The organism is Microbispora sitophila (genome assembly GCF_014892245.1).
GTDB lineage: Bacteria > Actinomycetota > Actinomycetes > Streptosporangiales > Streptosporangiaceae > Microbispora > Microbispora siamensis.
The window spans coordinates 100,407-116,803 of sequence record NZ_JADBGC010000023.1; the positions used below are offsets into that span (position 1 = coordinate 100,407).

Annotated in this window: 10 protein-coding genes and 1 pseudogene; 5 read left to right on the top strand and 6 right to left on the bottom strand. The window is 73.2% G+C overall.

Annotated features, from left to right (window positions below; translation table 11 throughout):
* Positions 1-46 precede the first annotated feature (46 nt).
* Complete coding sequence (gene hrpA, locus IL992_RS34110; RefSeq protein ID WP_193207440.1) at positions 47-3,973, top strand: ATP-dependent RNA helicase HrpA; 3,927 nt, start codon at positions 47-49, stop codon at positions 3,971-3,973.
* Between the two features lie 31 nt (positions 3,974-4,004).
* Here hrpA and IL992_RS34115 read toward each other — a convergent pair whose 3' ends face one another.
* The gene (locus IL992_RS34115; protein WP_193207441.1) at positions 4,005-5,558 is read right to left on the bottom strand and encodes a gamma-glutamyltransferase family protein; all 1,554 of its coding nucleotides are present in this window, start codon (positions 5,556-5,558) and stop codon (positions 4,005-4,007) included.
* 64 nt (positions 5,559-5,622) lie between these two features.
* On the opposite strand from IL992_RS34115, the gene IL992_RS34120 reads away from it, so the two are divergent.
* Positions 5,623-6,276: an HAD family hydrolase gene (locus IL992_RS34120; RefSeq protein WP_193207442.1), complete on the top strand. Its 654-nt coding sequence runs from the start codon at positions 5,623-5,625 to the stop codon at positions 6,274-6,276.
* A 1-nt stretch (position 6,277) separates the two neighbouring features.
* Here IL992_RS34120 and IL992_RS34125 read toward each other — a convergent pair whose 3' ends face one another.
* Positions 6,278-7,195: an NAD-dependent epimerase/dehydratase family protein gene (locus IL992_RS34125; RefSeq protein ID WP_226874277.1), complete on the bottom strand. Its 918-nt coding sequence runs from the start codon at positions 7,193-7,195 to the stop codon at positions 6,278-6,280.
* 131 nt (positions 7,196-7,326) lie between these two features.
* On the opposite strand from IL992_RS34125, the pseudogene IL992_RS49275 reads away from it, so the two are divergent.
* A pseudogene (locus IL992_RS49275) lies at positions 7,327-8,323 on the top strand (GlxA family transcriptional regulator).
* On the opposite strand, the gene IL992_RS34135 reads toward IL992_RS49275, so the two are convergent.
* Positions 8,324-8,773, bottom strand: coding sequence for a MarR family winged helix-turn-helix transcriptional regulator (locus IL992_RS34135; RefSeq protein WP_319019003.1), 450 nt, complete (start codon positions 8,771-8,773; stop codon positions 8,324-8,326).
* Positions 8,774-8,840: 67 nt separating this feature from the next.
* Here IL992_RS34135 and IL992_RS34140 point away from each other — a divergent pair, with 67 nt between their 5' ends.
* Positions 8,841-9,968, top strand: coding sequence for a serine hydrolase domain-containing protein (locus tag IL992_RS34140; protein WP_193207444.1), 1,128 nt, complete (start codon positions 8,841-8,843; stop codon positions 9,966-9,968).
* Positions 9,969-10,010: 42 nt separating this feature from the next.
* Here IL992_RS34140 and IL992_RS34145 read toward each other — a convergent pair whose 3' ends face one another.
* The 3 genes from IL992_RS34145 to IL992_RS34155 form a co-directional block, all read right to left on the bottom strand.
* A complete protein-coding gene (locus tag IL992_RS34145) occupies positions 10,011-10,583 on the bottom strand; it encodes a hemerythrin domain-containing protein (protein ID WP_193207445.1) in 573 nt (190 codons plus the stop codon).
* Between the two features lie 118 nt (positions 10,584-10,701).
* Complete coding sequence (locus tag IL992_RS34150) at positions 10,702-12,240, bottom strand: serine/threonine-protein kinase (RefSeq protein ID WP_226874244.1); 1,539 nt, start codon at positions 12,238-12,240, stop codon at positions 10,702-10,704.
* Positions 12,241-12,275: 35 nt separating this feature from the next.
* Positions 12,276-13,517 carry an SGNH/GDSL hydrolase family protein gene (locus tag IL992_RS34155; RefSeq protein ID WP_226874245.1) on the bottom strand — a complete coding sequence of 414 codons (1,242 nt, stop codon included), beginning with the start codon at positions 13,515-13,517 and terminating at the stop codon, positions 12,276-12,278.
* A 237-nt stretch (positions 13,518-13,754) separates the two neighbouring features.
* On the opposite strand from IL992_RS34155, the gene IL992_RS34160 reads away from it, so the two are divergent.
* Complete coding sequence (locus IL992_RS34160) at positions 13,755-16,310, top strand: tetratricopeptide repeat protein (protein ID WP_193207447.1); 2,556 nt, start codon at positions 13,755-13,757, stop codon at positions 16,308-16,310.
* The last annotated feature ends 87 nt before the right edge of the window (positions 16,311-16,397 follow it).

A 16,397-nucleotide genomic window follows, 5' to 3' on the forward strand; every position in this document is an offset into this window, starting at 1 on the left:
ACGGCTGGCAGATCGGCGGGGGGTGTTGCCTATCCTTGAGCATGGAATGAACACGCTCGCCGATCTCCAGGCCCGCCTCCCCGACCTGATGCTGCGCGACCAGCGCAGGCTGCGCCGCCGTCTCGACGGCATGCGCCGGGTCCGCGACCGCGCCGCCCGCCAGTCCGTCGTCCAGGAGATCGCGGGGGACGTGGAGGCCGCGGAACGCCGCGTGGCCGCGCGCCGCGCGGCCGTCCCCGTACTCAGCTACCCTCCCGAGCTGCCGGTCAGCCGGCACAAGGACGATCTCCTGGAGGCCATCAGGGACCACCAGGTCGTCATCGTGGCCGGCGAGACCGGCTCGGGGAAGACCACCCAGATCCCCAAGATCTGCCTGGAGCTCGGCCGGGGGGTCCACGGGCTCATCGGCCACACCCAGCCGCGCCGCATCGCCGCCCGCACGGTCGCCGAGCGCATCGCCGAGGAACTGTCGATCGAGCTGGGAGAGGCGGTCGGCTACAAGGTCCGCTTCACCGACCACTCCAGCGACGGGACGCTGGTCAAGCTGATGACCGACGGCATCCTGCTCGCCGAGATGCAGACCGACCCGCTCCTGCTGCAGTACGACACGCTGATCATCGACGAGGCGCACGAGCGCAGCCTCAACATCGACTTCATCCTCGGCTATCTCAAGCAGCTCCTCCCCAAACGGCCCGACCTCAAGGTGGTCATCACCTCCGCGACCATCGACCCCGAGCGGTTCGCCCGGCACTTCGCCCAGCCGGGCGGGGAGCCGGCGCCCGTGATCGAGGTGTCCGGACGCACCTATCCCGTGGAGGTGCGCTACCGCCCGGTCGACGAGGACGACGACCAGACCCAGGCCATCGTCGACGCCGTGGACGAGCTGTGCGCCGAGGGGCCGGGCGACATCCTGGTCTTCCTCAGCGGCGAGCGGGAGATCCGCGACACCGCCGACGCGCTCAAGGGCCGTCCCGAGGAGGTACTCCCGCTGTACGCGCGGCTGTCGGCCGCAGAGCAGCACCGGGTCTTCCAGTCCCACCGGGGCCGGCGCATCGTGCTCGCCACCAACGTCGCCGAGACCTCGCTGACCGTTCCCGGCATCAAGTACGTGGTCGATCCGGGCACGGCCCGGATCTCCCGCTACAGCCACCGGCTGAAGGTCCAGCGGCTGCCGATCGAGCCGGTCTCCCAGGCGTCGGCCAACCAGCGCAAGGGCCGCTGCGGCCGCACGTCGGACGGCGTGTGCATCCGGCTCTACTCAGAGGAGGACTTCCTCTCCCGGCCGGAGTTCACCGACCCCGAGATCCTCCGTACGAACCTGGCGAGCGTCATCCTGCAGATGACGTCGCTGGGCCTGGGGGACATCGCGGCGTTCCCGTTCGTCGAGCCGCCGGACAGCCGTCAGATCAGGGACGGCGTCAACCTGCTGCTGGAGCTCGGCGCCCTCGCGGACAAGGACGCGGGCCGGGAGGCCGGAAAGGGCACGCAGCTCACGCCGCTCGGGCGCAAGCTGGCCCAGCTCCCGGTCGACCCCCGCCTCGCCCGGATGGTGCTGGAAGCCGACAAGAACGGCTGCGCCCGCGAAGTGATGATCATCGCGGCCGCGCTGTCCATCCAGGACCCGCGCGAGCGGCCGGCCGACAAGCAGCAGGCGGCCGACGAGAAACACCGTCGCTTCGCCGACAAGGAATCGGACTTCCTGACCTACCTCAACCTCTGGAACCACCTCCGCGACAGGCAGAAGGAGCTGTCGTCGAGCGCGTTCCGGCGGCTGTGCAAGAGCGAATACCTCAACTACCTGCGTGTGCGCGAGTGGCAGGACATCGACAGCCAGCTCCGCCAGGTGGCCAAGACCCTGGGCATCGTGCCCAACAGCGCGCCCGCCGATCCCCAGCGGATCCACCAGTCGCTGCTGGCCGGTCTGCTGTCGCACATCGGCGTCAAGGACGTCGTCGAGAAGCGCAGGCAGGACGGCCGCAGGCCGATCACGGAGTACATCGGCGCTCGTAACGCCCGCTTCGCGATCTTCCCCGGCTCGGCCCTCGCCAAGGCGCAGCCGCAGTGGGTGATGTCGGCCGAGCTGGTGGAGACCTCCCGGCTGTGGGCCCGGGTCAACGCCAAGATCGAGCCCGGCTGGATCGAGCCCCTCGCGCAGCACCTGGTCAAGCGCACCTACAGCGAGCCGCACTGGGAGAAGGACCAGGCCGCCGTCGTCGCGCTGGAGAAGGTCACGTTGTACGGCGTGCCGATCGTGACCGAGCGGAAGGTCAACTACGGCCGCATCGACCCCGAGCTGAGCCGTGAGCTGTTCATCCGGCACGCGCTGGTGGACGGCGACTGGCGCACCCACCACAAGTTCTTCCACGAGAACCGCAAGCTGCTCGAGGAGGTCGAGCGGCTGGAGGAGAAGGCCCGCCGCCGCGACATCCTCGTGGACGACGAGACGCTGTTCGACTTCTACGACCAGCGGATCCCGGCCGACGTGGTCTCGGGCAGGCACTTCGACAGCTGGTGGAAGAAGGCGTCGCGGGAGACGCCCGAGCTGCTGACGTTCTCGCCGGAGATGCTGGTCAACGACAGCGCGGGGGTCAGCGCCAGGGACTACCCCGACGCCTGGCGGCAGAACGGCCAGCGGATGCGGCTGACCTACCGCTTCGAGCCCGGCACGGCGGAGACGGGCGAGGCGGACGGCGTGACCGTCCACATCCCGCTCGCCGTGCTCAACCAGGTCGACCCGACCGGCTTCGACTGGCAGATCCCCGGCCTGCGCGAGGACCTCGTCACCGCGCTCATCCGGTCGCTGCCGAAGAGCCTGCGCCGCAACTTCGTGCCCGCCCCCAACTACGCCAAGGCCGTGCTGGAACGCGTACGGCCCGGCGGCGAGCCGATCCTGGCAGCGCTGGAGCGGGAGCTGCGGGCGCTGACCGGGGTGGAGGTGCCGCGCGACGCGTGGGCACTCGACCAGCTCCCCGCCCACCTGCGGATCACCTACCGGGTGATCGACGACCGCAAGCGCACGGTGGACGAGGACAAGGACCTGGAGGCGCTCAAGCGGCGGCTCGCGCCGAAGCTGCGCGCCACGCTGTCGAAGGCCGCCGACGACCTCGAACGCGACGGCCTGCACGGCTGGACGATCGGCACGCTGCCGCAGGTGTTCGAGCAGGGCAGGGTGCGGGCCTACCCGGCCCTGGTGGACGAGGGCACGAGCGTCGCGGTCCGGATGTTCGAGACCGAGCGCGAGCGCGACCGAGCCATGTGGGCGGGCACCAGGAGGCTGCTGCTGCTCAACGTGGTCAACCCGGCCAAGGCCATCCTGCGGACCCTGACCACCGCGCAGAAGCTCGCCCTCAGCCGCAGCCCGCACGGCGGGGCGGCCGCCCTGTTCGACGACTGCACGGCGTGCGCCGCCGACAAGCTGATGGCGGAGGCGGGCGGGCCCGTCTGGGACGAGGCAGGGTTCGAGCGGCTGCGCGACCACGTGCGCGCCTCCCTGTTCGAGACGACCGAGGAGGTCGTCTCCCGCGTGGAGCGCGTCCTGGCGGCCTGGCACGCCGCGCAGAACCGGCTCGGCGCGCTGGGCGGCGGCGTGGCCGATCTCAGGACGGACATCGCCGATCAGCTCGACGGGCTGGTGCACGACGGGTTCGTCACCGAGACGGGCTACGACCGGCTGCCGGACGTGCACCGTTACCTGCGGGCGGTCGAGCGCCGCCTCGACAAGCTCCCGGACGATCCCCGCCGCGACCGCGAGTGGATGCACCGCGTGCACGACGTCGAGGACGAGTACCGCGACCTGCTCGACCGGCTGAAGCCCGCCGAGCGGGACGCCAAGGCCGTACGGGACATCCGGTGGATGATCGAGGAGCTGCGGGTGAGCTTCTTCGCCCAGCAGCTCGGCACCCCCACTCCGGTCTCCGAGAAGCGCATCCGCAAGGCCATGCAGCAGGTCGAGGCGGCGGCCCGGGCCGGGTGATCGCCGGCCGTCCGGCATCGGCGGCAGCGTTTCAGCGACCGAGCGCGGCGCCGATCAGCGCGCGGGGGTCGGCCGCCCCGGCGAGCACACCCGACGGGAGCAGGTCGATCAGGTGGGCATGGCCGAAGTTGGAGCCCCACTCCACCGTCTCGACGGCGTGCCCGCGCTCGCGCAGGCCGTCCGCCCACGGCGCGCCCTCCTCGACCTCGATCACCGGGGCGGACCGCCAGGTGTCGAAGCCGGTGCCGCTGCCGAGCGCCCAGCGCGGGGCGCCGATCGCCTCGCCGGGCGTCTGGCCGTGCGCGAGCAGGCGGGTGACCAGCTGCAGCAGGATCTGCGGCTGCGCGTCGCCGCCCATCGTGCCGAGGACCGTGCGCAGCGTCCCGTCCGGCCGGGTGACCAGCGCCGGGCACAGCGTGTGGGGCGGGCGGCGGCCCGGGCCGTACTCCGCGGGATGGCCGGGCGTGAGCGAGAAGCCGATGCCGCGGTTGTGCAGGTTGATCCCGGTGCTGGGCTCGAAGAGGAGGCTGCCGAAGCCCGACGCGTTCGACTGGATGAGCGAGACGCCCATGCCGTCCCCGTCGACCACGCACAGGTACGTCGTGTCGCCCGGCCCGGCGGGGGCGTCGGGCAAGGAGGAGCGCCGCTCGGGGTCGACCAGCGCGCGGCGGGCGGCGGCCGTGCCGAGCGGCGCGACGGCGGCCTCGTGGAGGACGTCGAGCCGGTCGTGCCCGGCCGCCCTTGCCGACTCCACCAGCAGGTGGGCCCAGCGTGGGTCGGCCGGGTCGGCGGGCGGGCCGAACTCGGCGAGGATCTCCAGGGCCAGCAGGAGCAGGTAGCCCTGGGAGTTCGGCGGAACGGTCCAGATCCGGTGCCCGAACACCTCGACGCTCAGCGGCTCCACCCAGTCGGCGTTCGGCCGGGCCAGGTCCTCCTCGGTGTACTCGCCACCGCCGAGCTCCAGCAGCCCCTTGCCGAACTCGCCCTGGTAGAACGCCGCCCGGCCGCCGTCGCCGAGCGCGGTGAGCGCCCTGGCGACGCCGGGCCTGCGGATCACGTCCCCGGCGCGGCGGGCCGCCGCGAAGTCCCCCGCTCCGGGCAGCGAGCCGATGAACTCCCCGCCCGGGGCGAGCAGCGGCGAGGCGGGGAAGCCCTCGGCCGCGAGCCGGATCGCGGGGGCCAGCAGGTCGGCGAGCGGCAGGCGGGCGTACCGCTCGTGCAGCGCCAGCCACCCGTCGGCGCAGCCGGGCACCGGGACGGAGCGGATGTCGTACAGGTGGGGCATCCGGCCGAGGCCTTCCGCGCGCAGCCGGCCGGGGTCGGCGCCCGAGCCCGCCCGCCCCGAGGCGTTGAGCGCGGCGATGCCTGCGCCCTGAGTTCCGCCGGGGCTTCCGTCGTGGACGAGGGCGAACAGGTCGCCGCCGAGACCGCACATGTGCGGGGCGGTGACCGCCAGCACGGCGTTGGCGGCGATGGCCGCGTCCACCGCGTTGCCGCCTCTGTCGAGCATGGCGACGCCCGCCGCGGAGGCCAGATGATCGACGGTGCACACCATGCCGTTCAGGGCATACCGAGTCTCGCTCACGTTCGGCGATGTTACGGCACACCATAGAGTGGCTGCCGTAACAGGATGAAGAGGAGAGGCGGTCATGGTTCGGGCGCTCGTGTTCGACGTGGGGGAGACGCTCATCGACGAGACCCGGATCTGGTCCCGGTGGGCCGACCGGCTGGGCGTGCCGCGCCTGACCTTCATGGGCGTGCTGGGCGGCATGGCCGCCCTCGACCGGAGCCACCGGGAGGCGTTCGAGCTGCTCAGGCCGGGCATCGATCTCGACGCCGAGATGGAGGCGTGGCGGCGCGAGGACCCGGACGGGCTGCGCGAGAACTTCGACGCCGACGACCTCTACCCGGACGTGCGGCCCGGCCTCGCGGCCCTGCGGGAGGCCGGTTACGACCTGGTCGTCGCGGGCAACCAGCCACCCCAGGCGTACGACGCGCTGGTCGCGATGGACCTGCCGGTGGACGGGATCCACACCTCGGCCGGATGGGGGGTGGAGAAGCCCGACCCCGCCTTCTTCGCCAAGGTCGCGGCCGTGTGCGGCCATGAGCCCGGGCAGATCCTGTACGTCGGCGACCGCCTCGACAACGACGTCCTGCCCGCCGCGCGCGCCGGGATGCGGACGGCCCTGCTGCGCCGGGGGCCCTGGGGCTACCTGCACTCCGAGCGCCCGGACGCCGCCCGGGCCGACCTCGTCGCCGACGGCCTGGCCGACCTCGTCCACCTGGCCCCCGCCCTCGGCTGAACTACCCGGCGGCGTGCTCGCCGGCCATCTCGTCCAGCACCTCGTCGATCGGAGTGGCGGCGACGCCCAGGACCTTCGCGGTGAACGACGCGTCGAGGATGCTGGGCCTGTCGTACAGGTACAGCATCTCCGGGAACTCCGCCATGATCGGATCGCTTCGCCCGATCTCCTCCAGTTCGGCCGGCGTCATGCGGCCCAGCACCGGGGCGGGCGCGCCCGCCGCCGCGGCGAGGCGTGCGGCCAGTTCGCGCACCGGAGCCGTCGAGGTGGAGGGCACGTGCCAGGCCCGGCCCCAGGACTCGTCGTGCCGCGCGGCCGCGACGAGTGCGCGCGCCGCGTCGCCGGTGTAGGTCCAACTGTGCGGGGCGTCGAGATCGCCCGGGTACGAGACGGGCGATCCGGTCAGCACCGCCGCCCCCACCATGATGGTGAACGGAGAGACCGCCCCCGCGCCGAGGAAGTCGCTCGCCCGTACTTCGGTCACCCGCACCCGGCCGGCGTCGTACGCGGCCTGCGCGTCCTGCCACATCCGCACGCGCACACGGCCCTTGGCGCTGGTGGGCGCCGGCGGAAGGTCCTCGGTGGCGGGCCCGTCGAGGGGGCCGTAGCCGTAGGTGTTGCCGAGCATGACGTAGTCCGCCCCGGTGCGTTCGGCGGCGGCCAGCAACGCGGCGGCCAGCGGCGGGAACTGCGACGGCCAGCGGTCGTAGCGCGGCATGGCGCAGTTGAAGAGGACGGCCGCCCCGGCCGTCAGCTCGGCCAGCCGGACCGGGTCGGCGGCGTCGGCGGCGACCCGCTCGATCCGCTCGTGCACGGGTCCGGCACCGCGCCGGGTCACGAGCCGGACCCGTTCACCGGCATCGGCGAGCAGGCGGGCGGTGGCGGACCCGGTGGCCCCGGCTCCGACGACGACGTGCATGGACACGTGTTCTCCCTGGTCTTGAAGGTAGGACTGCGCCGCCCGATGGCGACGCGGCGTGCTTCCCAGCCTCCTGCGCGCGAGATCCGTAGAGTAGTGGCCTGAATGCCCAATATCCGGAGGTTCGGGCCATGCATAGGGTCGCCGTCGTCGCCGTCCCCCCGGTGACCACCTTCGACCTGTCCATCCCGGAGCTGGTGCTCGGTGAGACCTCCGTCGGCGGCCTCCCCGGCTACGAGGTGCGCGTGTGCACCGCGCGTCCCGGGGCCGTCGCCACCAGCGGCAGCCTGCTGGTCACCGTCCCGCACGGGCTGGAGGTCATCGACGAGGCCGACACAGTGATCGTCACCGGGACCGGCGCCCGCGACGACATCGACCCGCGTGTCCTTTCGGCGCTGCGCCGCTCCTCGGCCGCGGGCAGGCGCATCGCGTCGATCTGCACAGGCGCCTTCGTCCTCGCCCAGGCCGGCCTGCTCGACGGCCGCCGCGCCACCACCTACTGGGCGAGGTCCGAGGAGTTCTCCAGGCGCTTTCCCGCCGTCGACCTGCGTCCCGATGTCCTGTACGTCGAGGACGGCAACGTCCTGACCTCCGCCGGGCTGTCCGCGGGGATCGACCTGTGCCTGCACCTGGTACGCCGCGACTACGGCGCCGCCGTGGCCAACGCGGCCGCGCGTCTGATGGTGGCGGCTCCCGTACGACCGGGTGGGCAGGCTCAGTTCATCGCGACACCGGTGCCGCCCGAGACCGGAGTGTCGCTGGCCGCGACCAGGGCCTGCGCTCGAGCGCCTGCACGAGCCTCTCACCCGGGCCGACCTCGCGGGCCACGCGCGGACGAGCGTTCGGACGCTGACCCGCAGATTCCACACGGAGACCGGCCTCAGCCCGCTCCAGTGGCTGCTCCATCAGCGCGTCATCCGGGCGCAGGAGTTGCTGGAGACGACGGACCTGCCGATGGAGCAGGTCGCGCGGCTGAGCGGCCTGGCCACCACCGACTCCCTGCGGGCGCACCTGTCGAGGCGGACCGGTCTCACTCCGAGCGCCTACCGCGCCGCGTTCACCCACAATCCCCGTCCGGAGGATCGGGACGTGCCCGCAGATCCGGTCCGCACACCCGCGCTCGGCTGATCAGGGGCGCAGCCGGCGGGCGAGGAGTTCGCGCAGCGCCCCGGTCTCCTCGCCGAGGCGGTTGAGCGACGCCAGGAACTCCTCCGGCGCGTCGAGAAGGCCGAGCATCCGGGCGGACACGGCCTCGCGGGCGGCGCGGCCCGCCTCGACCGCGGCCCTGCCGTACGGGGTCAGCTCGATCATCCGCGCCCGCTGGTCGCCGGGGTCGGTCCGGCGTGCCACGTAGCCGATGCGCTCCATCTCGGCCGCGATCTTCGAGGCGCCCTGCGGGGTCATGCCGAGCAGCCCGGCCAGGTCGGAGACTCGTACGGGGCCGGTGAGCAGGTGCTGGAACACGTATCCGTGCACGGTGCGCACCTGGTCGTGCCCGGCGGCGGCCATCCGGGCGCGCACCTCGGCGTCGCAGGCCGCGGCGAGGGCCGTGAACAGCAGGGTCAGATCGCTTGACACCACCTTCGGATGCTCCAATACTCAACCATGGTTTCGCAACTAAGGTTGAACAATCGGAAGGGCGCTCATGTGGTGTGATCCGGCCTTCACGGCCGTCGCCGACGCGTTCAGGGAGACGGACGACGGCGAAGGGGGCGCGGCCCTCGCCGTGTACGCGGGCGGGCGCATGGTCGTGGACCTCTGGCAGGGCACGGCCGGCCAGGACGGCGTGCGGCCCTGGGAGCGGGACACCGTCGTCAACGTCTTCTCGGTGTCCAAGGGGGTGCTGGCGACGCTCGCGCACGTGTACGTCCAGCGCGGGCTGCTCGACCTCGACGCTCCGGTGACCCGTTACTGGCCCGGGTTCGCCACCGCCACCACCATCGCCGACCTGCTCGCGCACCGGTCGGGGCTGCCCGCCGTACGCCGGGCGCTGCCGCCGGGCTCCCTGTTCGACTGGGACGCGATGACCGCCGCGCTCGCGGCCGAGAGCCCGTGGTGGACGCCGGGGGAGCGGCACGGGTATCACGCGGTGACCTTCGGCTGGCTCGTCGGCGAGGTGCTGCGCCGGGTCGGCGGGCGGCCGCTGCGCGACCTGGTCCGCGACGAGCTGGGCGTTCCCGATCTGTGGATCGGGCTGCCCGCCGCCGAGTCGGGACGTGCCGCGTACCTCGCCCCGCCCCAGGCCGGGCCGGGCGGCCCGCCGTCGTCGCTGACGAACGCCATGTCCGAGCCCGGCTCGATCACGATGATGGCCTTCTGCAACCCCGCCGAGCAGCTCACGCCCGGTCTGGCCAACACCGCGCGCTGGCGGGCCGCCGAGATCCCCGCGTCCAACGGGCACGCCACCGCGAGGGCCCTCGCCACGCTGTACGGCCGGCTCGTGTCGGGCCGGAGGCGCGCCGCCGGTCGCGCGGGCGTGCTCCTAGAGCCGGACGTGCTCGGCCGGGCCGTCGCGCCCCGGAGCGAGGGGCGCGACGAGGTCCTGCTGGCGCGGACCAGGTTCGCGCTCGGCTACATGCTGCCCTGCGAGATCCGGCCGTACGCGCCGAACCCGCGGGCCTTCGGGCACAGCGGCTCGGGCGGGGCGCTCGCCTTCGCCGACCCCGACGCGGGTGTCGCCCTCGCCTACACGCCGAGCCGCCTCGTCGTCAGCCCGGCCGGGCCGGACCCGAGGTGGAAGCCCATGGTCGCGGCGCTGTACGCGTGCCTGTGACGGTCCGCCGGGGGACGGACAGTGCCACGACGTGGGGGGCGCTCAGCTCTGTTCCTGCTTCTTCCGCCTGACGGAGGCGACGAGCTCGTCCTTGCTCATTCCCGACGCGCCCTCGACCCCAAGCTCCTTGGCCTGGTGCAACAGCTCGTCCTTGGTCCGCGAGCGCGGCTTGATCGGAGCGGCCAGCACCTCGGCCTTCCGCTTGCTGAAAGCCTTGCCGAGCTGCACCCGCTCCTCGAAGGGGACGACCTTCTCCAGGACCGGGAGGATGTCGTTCTCCTCCTCCTCGACGTGGTGCGTCACCGCGTCGATCAGCTCGTGCAGCAGCGTGTCGAACTCGCGGCTCTCCGGGGCGGTCTCCAGGAGCCGGGAGATCATCTCCTCGGCCTCGTGGTGCTCCTCCGCGCCGTGGTGGACCTCCTCCTTCTCCTCGGGCTGCCGCTTGGCGAGCACGGGGTAAACCTCGTCCTCCTCGCCCTCGCTGTGGGCGATGAACTTCGCCGCCAGCTCCGCGAGCAGGGCCGGGCGGTTCTCCGGCATCTTCCGGAGCCGCTCGAACAGCGACTCCACGTCGCGGTGATCTTCCTTGATCAGGCTGATGACGTCGGTTGCCATGGTTTCCTCCTGTTGGTGGACGCGCTCGCACTACCCGGCGCCGTGATGATCACACCGGTGGCGGAGTGTGGGAGCTCCCGGCTTTTCAGCAGGGCCACGGCCCGCCGGAACCCGAGGATCAGGAGTCCCTGGTGAGGGTCCCCTCGTAGGCGAACAAACCGAGGTCGTCGGTGTGGCGGTAGGAGAGCGCGTCGCCCTCGCGGGTGAGCACGACGTCGCCCGGGACGCACTGCGGGACGTCCTCCAGCCGGAACGTGAGTGCGGAGCCGGAGGCCCCGGTCAGCCGCAGCGTGCCGTCGCACGAGTTGGCCGGCTCCTTCCACCTGCCGGACGGCTCGCCGCGCTTCAACTCGATCTCGATGTCGTACTCGCTCGTGAGGAGGCCGGCGGTGGGCGCGATGTGACCCCGCCACTTGCCCGCGAACGCCTGCGGTATGCCCGCCGGTGCGGAGGCGGTCGCCGGATCCGTCCCGCTCGTGTCGCCGGGCGCGGCGCCCGCGGTTCCGGTGCCGGTCGGCGTCGGCTCCGGCGCGTACGTGCTCTGGGCGGGGGCGCTCGCCAGGGGCGTGGGGGACGGGCCGGCGGACACCGCGGCCAGGCGCGGGACCACCAGCGCCGCGGTGATCCCGAGGGCCGCCACAGCCGCCCCGGCCCCGGCCAGGACCCGGGTGCGCGATGCGCCCCGGCCGCCTCCGGGAACGGTGTTCGCCGCACCGAGTCCAGCAACCGCAGCCGCACCAAACCCGCCTACCGCGCCCGACTCCCCGGCCGGGCCCGACGGCGACGTCTGGGGCGGACCGTACGGCTGCGCGGACGCGGCAGGGGGGACGCCGTTCACCGCCGCGCCCGTGGGCACCGGGCCGGGCGCGGTGCCGACCAGTTCGAGCAGCAGGTCGCGGGCGGCGGGGCGGGCGGCTGGGTCCTTGGCGAGGCAGCGTTCGACCAGCGCGCGCAGAGGCGGGGGCACCGGCGTCAGGTCGGGGAAGGCCGTCATGATCCGGTGCAGCACGGCGGCGATGTTGTCGGAGCCGAACGCCGCCCGGCCGGTGGCGGCGAAGACGATCGTCGCTCCCCACGCGAAGACGTCGGAGGCGGGGGTGGCCGGATGTCCCGCGATCTGCTCGGGCGCCAGGTAGGCCGGGGTGCCCACCGGGCCCGCGGTCATCGTCTCGCTTTCGCCCTGGCGGGCGATGCCGAAGTCGACCACGCGGGGACCGTCCGGGCCCAGCAGCACGTTGCCCGGCTTGAAGTCGCGGTGCACGATCCCCGCACCGTGGATCGCCGCCAGCGCGGTCGCCGTCCCCACCGCGAGCCGCTCCAGCTCGCCTCCGCGCAGCGGCCCCGAGGCGGTCACCCGCTGCTGGAGCGAGGGGCCGTCCACGAACTCGCTCACGACGTACGGCTCGCGCCCGTCCACCACGGCCGTGATCACCCTGGCCGTGCAGAAGGGGGCGACGCCGCGCAGGACGTCGAGTTCCCGCGCCAGCCGTGCCCTGACGGCGGGGTCGAGCCCGGTCTTGAGCACCTTCACCGCGACCGGTGCGCCGTCGGGCGCATGACCCAGGTAGACGACGCCTTGGCCGCCCTCGCCGAGCCGTCCGCTGATGCGGAACCCGCCGAGCGTACGCGGGTCGTCTGGATCAAGGGGGGCGACCATGGTCACACGGTAGCGATCCCCGGGCCGATCCGGAGTCAGAGCAGGCGCGGGTTCACCGCGTAGGCGAGCGCGCGCCGCCCGGCGTCGCTCAGGTGCAGGTGATCGCCCGAGTCGTACGAGACGGCCAGCTGCTCGGGGAACTGCGGGTCGCGTACCGCCCGGTCGAAGTCGAGGACGCCGTCGAACACTCCGCTCGTGCGGATCCAGGCGTTCAGCCGCTGCCTGATCTCCTCGCGCTCCGGAGTCCAGGTGCTCCAGCCGTAGAAGGGGGTGAGCGTGGCGCCCAGCACCTTGACCTTGCGGGCGTGCGCCTCGCGGATCAGCCGCTTGTATCCGTAGGCGAGCGGCTTGATCGAGGTGTAGTCGCCCCGGGCGATGTCGTTGATCCCCTCGTAGACCACCACCGTGCGCACCCCCGGCTGGGACAGTGCGTCGCGGTAGAACCGGCTGAGACCGCTCGGGCCGACGTTGGAGTGCAGCAGCCGGTTCCCGGCGATGCCGGCGTTGAGCACCCCCATCCGCCGCGACGACGACTGGTGGGCCAGCCGCTGCCGCAGGTAGTCGGTCCAGCGGCGGTTGGCGTCGACGGCCTGGCCCGCGCCGTCGGTGATCGAGTCGCCGAACGCGACCACCGAGCCCGTCGTCGCCGCGCCCGCCTCGACCGCGATCCGGTCGAGGAAGTACCACTGCGTGCTGGTGTAGGTGAAGCCCTCGCCGCTCTCCTCCGCCGCGTGGTCCCCGGGGTCCGACAGATACGTGGTGCTGTAGGCGCGTTCGTGCCCGGTCACGCCACTGACCGTGCCGGGCAGGTGGAGGCTGACGACCAGGGCGGAGCCGCCGGCGATCCGGCCCGGGATCGGGTCGCTCCAGACGGCCTGGCCCGGCGGCACCCGCACCATGGTGCGCTTGCGGAAGGTCACCGGCCGGTTGGTGCCGGCGAGGATCTCGGCGCCGTACGCCTGGACGCCCACATGGACGTTCTCGAACGTCACCGGCGCCTCCCCGAAGACGTTGGACAGGCGCAGGCGCGTGCCGGCGCCGCCGACGCTGGCGCGCACGACCATCCGCACGGTCTGCCCGCCGAGGGCCGCCGTGATCCGGTCGGTCGAGGTGGTCCACGCGCCGATCAGGGGGCGCCGTACGGGCGAGTCGCCACCGGGCTTCGGCGCGGCCGTGAGGGACTCCGCGTGGACCGGCGCCGTGGGAAGCGCCGCGGTCGTGCCGCTGACGACGAGGGCGAGAGCGGCCATGGTCAACCGGTGAGCCGGCCGTGCCATCCGGATCCTCCATGTGGATGTGGCTGCCTGGGGCGGGTCCGTGGCGGTGACGCTTCCGATCCGCAGGGACCGTTGATCGAAAAGCGTCCGCGACGCCATACATTACGGCTGTTTGGCGAACACTGGGTGAGAAGTTGACCGTCGGGCGTAACAGCCGGCCACATTCTGGTTGAATCCCGACTGTAGCCCTGCCCGTTCGGCCTTGCCTGTTCTCCGACGTCCTGGAGGACCTGACGGATGCTCCCGTCCACGCGCGACGACGACGTCCCGGGCGTACGGCCGCCCGCTCGCCGGCGTGGTTCGCTGGCCGCGCCCGCCCTCGCGGGTGTGGCGGCGGCCGTGGCGAGCGCGCTCGGCACCTCCCTCGACATATGGACGCTGCCGGTGCCCGCCCGCGTGGCGATCACCGTGGTGGCGGCGGCGCTCGTCGGCGCCCTGACCTGGGCCACGCTCGCGCCGCAGTCGTCGGCGTCCGGCCCGCGGGCGGCGAGGGGGACGCCGCCGCCCGCCGAGCTGCCGCCGGTCATCGCGCACTTCACCGGGCGCCGTGAGGTGCTCGCGGAGCTGCACGAGCAGTTCGCCGTGCGAGACCGTCCTTCCACGGGCGAGCAGGACGCTCCGCTGGTCGTGTCGCTCTACGGGCGGGCCGGCGTCGGCAAGTCGGCGCTGGCCACGCGGTTCGCCCACGAGGTCATCGGCGAGTTTCCCGACGGCCAGCTCTACTTCGACCTGCGGGGCGCGGACGGCGCGGTGCGGCCCGAGGAGGTGCTCGCCGCGTTCCTGCGGGCCCTCGGCGTCCGGCTGACCACCGACCCCGGCGGCCTGATCGAGCTGCAGAAGCTCTGGTGGACGTGGACCAAGGACCTGCGCGTCCTGATATTCCTCGACAACGCGCAGAGCGGTGAGCAGGTCAGGGACCTCATCCCGCCGGAGCCGGGCTGCGCCGTGATCGTCACCTCCCGGCAGCCGCTGTTCCTGCGCAACCGCTACGACCGCCAGCTCGCCGTCTTCACCGAGGCGCAGGGGGTCGAACTGCTCGCCCGGCTCGCCGGAGACGAGCGCGTCGCCGCCGACCTCGACTCCGCCCTCGCGATCGTGCGGCTGTGCGACCGGCTGCCGCTCGCCATCAGCATCTGCGGCGGGCGCCTGGGGACCAGGGAGCGGTGGTCCCTGCGGGAACTGGCCGACCGGCTCGCCGACGAGCGGCGCAGGCTCGGCCAGCTGGAGGTCGGCACGCAGATCGACCGCAGCGTGCGGGCCTCGCTGCAGCTCAGCTACGACGACTGCACCGGCATCCAGCGCCGGCTGCTGCGCCTGCTCGGCCTGCTGCCCGCGCCCGACGTGCAGGCATGGGTGGCGGGCGACCTGCTGAGCGCCTCGGAGCTCGACGGCGCCGACCAGCTGGAGGCACTGGTGGACGCGCAGCTCGCCGAGTGCTCGGGCCGCGACGTCACCGGCCGGATGCGCTACCGGCTGCACGACCTGGTCCGGCTGTTCGCCCGCGAGGTCGCCGTACGGGACGAGCCCGAGGAGCGCCGCCGCGCCGCCATTGAGCGGGTCCTGTACGGCTACCGCCGCCGGGCCGAGAGCGCCGCCACCGAGCGCTGGCCGCAGGATTGGCGGCGGCGCGGCGTACGCGCCGGCGGCGACAGCGGCGAGATCTCCTCGGCCGCCTGGTTCACGGCCGAGCGGCTCGCCCTGCTGTCGGCCGTCCACATGGCCAGGTCGCAGGAGCTGTGGGACCTCGCCTGGGCGACCGGGCGCGCCTTCTGCTCGCTGTGCCACTCGCTGCGCGCCTACTGGTCCGACTGGCGGGAGGTCGCCGACCTGGTCTGCGAGGCCGCCGAGCGCACCGGCGACCCCAGGGCCGTGGGGATCGCGCTGATGGAACGGGCGGCGGTCGTGGGCGGCAGCGGACGATCCGCCGCGGCGAGGGCGGACGCCGAGCGGGCGCTGGAGATCTTCACCGGCCTGGGGGAGTCGTGGTGGGCGGCGCGGGCCATGCGGACGGTCGGGATGACGCTGTTCGGCGAGGGCAACCTCGACCACGGGCAGGGGTATCTGTCCGGCGCGATCAGCGCGTTCAAGGCCGAGGACGACCGCTGGTGGCAGGCCCGCACCCAGCGCAACCTGGCCGAGCTGCGCCTGGCCCAGGGCAGGCTCGCCGAGGCGAGGCGGCTCCTGGAGGACTCCCTCGCGGTCTTCGAGAGCGGGGGCAACCGCTATTCGGAGGCCCAGACCCAGCGGGTGCTCGGAGAGGTGCTGGCCGCCGAGGCGCGCGAGCTGCTCAACGCCGGGGACGCCTCCGCGGCGGAGCGCAGGTTCGTCCTGGCGGGCAACGCACTCCGCTTTGCCATCCGGGCGTTCCACGAGCGGGGGGAGGAGTGGGAGGAGGCCCGCTGCCTGCGCGCCGCCGGCGAGATCGGCGACCCGCAGAGCGGCCTGCGCGAGTACGCCGGAGTGCGCCTGGCGAAGGAGACGCTCGAGAAGCTCGGGGACTCCTGGGGCGTTGCCAGGACCCGGTCGTCGGAGGGCGCGGCGCTGGCCAGGCTGGGCCGCACGGAGGAGGCGGTCGCGGCGCTGCGCGAGGCCGTACGGGAGTTCGCGGAGCTGGGCGACCGCTGGTGGCAGGCCCGGGGGCTTCGCACGCTCGGCGAGGTGCTGCTCGCGGCGGGCCGCAGGGACGAGGCGCACGAGCCCGTCGCGGAGGCCCTGGAGATCTATCACAGCCTCGGCAACGAGGCGGGTGCCTCGCGCGCCCGGGCCCTGCTGGACCGGGTCACCCGGCCCTGACCCGGTGCTCTCGCACCTCATGCGCCTCACTCGCCCCGAAAGGGGACATTGAGTCAGGTAGCGGGATTGATGCGACGACGGGTGCAG

What these genes read in the sequence shown, in the direction of transcription:
- hrpA (WP_193207440.1), top strand. Translation starts at nt 47, where the DNA reads ATGAACACGCTCGCCGATCTCCAGGCCCGCCTCCCCGACCTGATGCTG.
- IL992_RS34145 (WP_193207445.1), bottom strand. Translation starts at nt 10,583, where the DNA reads ATGGCAACCGACGTCATCAGCCTGATCAAGGAAGATCACCGCGACGTG.
- IL992_RS34155 (WP_226874245.1), bottom strand. Translation starts at nt 13,517, where the DNA reads ATGGCACGGCCGGCTCACCGGTTGACCATGGCCGCTCTCGCCCTCGTC.
- IL992_RS34150 (WP_226874244.1), bottom strand. Translation starts at nt 12,240, where the DNA reads ATGGTCGCCCCCCTTGATCCAGACGACCCGCGTACGCTCGGCGGGTTC.
- IL992_RS34140 (WP_193207444.1), top strand. Translation starts at nt 8,841, where the DNA reads ATGTGGTGTGATCCGGCCTTCACGGCCGTCGCCGACGCGTTCAGGGAG.
- IL992_RS34120 (WP_193207442.1), top strand. Translation starts at nt 5,623, where the DNA reads ATGGTTCGGGCGCTCGTGTTCGACGTGGGGGAGACGCTCATCGACGAG.
- IL992_RS34160 (WP_193207447.1), top strand. Translation starts at nt 13,755, where the DNA reads ATGCTCCCGTCCACGCGCGACGACGACGTCCCGGGCGTACGGCCGCCC.
- IL992_RS34125 (WP_226874277.1), bottom strand. Translation starts at nt 7,195, where the DNA reads ATGCACGTCGTCGTCGGAGCCGGGGCCACCGGGTCCGCCACCGCCCGC.